We start from the raw sequence: 1,859 nt of genomic DNA on the forward strand, positions 1-1,859 counted from the left end.
ATGGTACAGAGATTTCATTTAATTATAAAACTGGATTAAAAACGAATCTTATAATTGAAGCTACTTGGAACCAAGCTAAAGATACAATTTTAGGTGGAGAAATATCAATCAGGTATTAGATTAATATATTTGTAATTATATCTCATTTATTAATTGAATTCTATATTTTTTTATAATATACTTAGTTTAGTTAGGCTGAAGGGGGACATCAAGTTTATGAACAATGAAAAAAGCACAAAGATGATAAAATGGTAAAAAAAAGATGAAAGAAAATTTTTTGAACATTGCGAGAAAATTCAATAACGATAAAGATTTTAAACTTTTTTTAATTGTAGGCCTATTTACAGGAATAGCAAGCGGAATTAACTCAACAGTGTTTAATAATTTTTTAAGCGAAACATATAAGCTAACTGCAGCCGCGAGAGGTATTGTTGAGTTCCCTCGTGAGCTACCAGGAGTTCTAATAGTTATTGTTTTAGGGATACTTTCCTTCCTTGGTGACATAAGAATAGCAATAGTTGGTATGTTCTTTGCTGCTCTAGGTATGCTAGGACTAGGTTTGTTTTCACCAACTTTTGCAACTATGCTAATATGGATGATGTTACTTAGCCTTGGTACTCATATTTTTATGCCCTTATCAGCTGGCATAGGTATGAATCTTTCTGAGAATGGAAATTATGGTGCAAGACTAGGAAGATATAGTGCATATAATCTGATTGCTACTATTATTGGATATGCCATTGTATGGTTTGGATTTAAATACTTTAACCTTACATACCAAGTGGCCTTTGTGATAGCTTCTCTTTTTTATATTCTTGCAGCACTTTTTCTTGGATTAATGAAAGTCAAAAAACCGAAGACAAGAAAAGTAACAATAATTTTCAGAAAAAAATACACGCTATATTATTGCCTTAGTGTAGTCAATGGTGCAAGAAAGCAGATTTTTTTAACATTCGCACCCTGGGTGCTTATAAAAGAGTATCATGTTGATCCTCCTACTTTTGCTATACTAGGATTAATAATTGCAGTATTAAGCATATTTACAAGAACCATTGTTGGAAGCGCCATAGACAAAAAAGGTGAAAGATTTGTGCTTTCACTAGAAGCAATAGTACTCATAGTTATCTGTATGGGCTATTCTTTTGCAGCTGATTTCGCTCCAACGAATGTTGCTGTTGTTATAATTGCAGCATGCTACGTAATAGATAATTCTCTAAGCGTAGTAGAAATGGCAAGATCGACTTATATAAAAAAAATTGCTATATGTCCAGAAGACGTTATCCCTACTCTATCTGCAGGTACAAGTTTTGACCATGTAATAGCGATGTCAATACCTTTTGTAGGCGGTATATTATGGTTAAATATGGGATATAAATATGTTTTCATTGTTGCAGCATTCATTGCTTGTATCAATCTGATTTTGTCCTTGAAAATAAAAATAGATCCACATGAAAACAAAACAATCCATTAAAACTTCAAAGTCTCAATGGATTGTTTTGTATTATTTTTTGGTGTTATATGAAATTTGATAAGTATTATAATATTAGACTTCTTCGTTAACTTTTTCTAACAAAATCAAAAAATCCTCTTTATTTTTTCGTTCTAAGTATGAATCTATAAGTAACTGGGTAGACATTTTACTCAGGCCTTTATAGCCATTATCCAATATATCAGTTAAAACATTCATGAAATAATCCTTACTTTTATCTATATCGTTAAGCATCTTATTTGCTATATCAGCTATTAATTCATCTTTTATATTTTCTCGTAGTTTTTCAGTGTATTCTTTCATAAATACTTGTGTTTCTTCAGGATATGCAGAAAAATCTCCTGAAATTATATCTCCCATTTCCATCATG

General features: G+C 31.0%; 2 protein-coding genes. One reads left to right on the forward strand and one right to left on the reverse strand.

Annotated features, from left to right (window positions below; all coding sequences use genetic code 11):
• The first annotated feature begins 262 nt into the window (after positions 1–262).
• Positions 263–1,471 carry an MFS transporter gene (locus JJE11_RS17670; RefSeq protein WP_291638009.1) on the forward strand — a complete coding sequence of 403 codons (1,209 nt, stop codon included), beginning with the start codon at positions 263–265 and terminating at the stop codon, positions 1,469–1,471.
• Positions 1,472–1,543: 72 nt separating this feature from the next.
• Here JJE11_RS17670 and JJE11_RS17675 read toward each other — a convergent pair.
• The coding region (locus JJE11_RS17675; protein ID WP_291638010.1) for a hypothetical protein at positions 1,544–1,859 on the reverse strand (316 nt) is incomplete at its 5' end.

This window comes from Clostridium sp., from assembly GCF_016650095.1.
In the GTDB taxonomy this organism is placed as follows: Bacteria; Bacillota; Clostridia; order Clostridiales; family Clostridiaceae; genus Clostridium_AD.

Bases quoted from the DNA above. Each gene is read 5' to 3' on its own strand.
- JJE11_RS17670 (WP_291638009.1), top strand. From the start codon at position 263: ATGAAAGAAAATTTTTTGAACATTGCGAGAAAATTCAATAACGATAAA.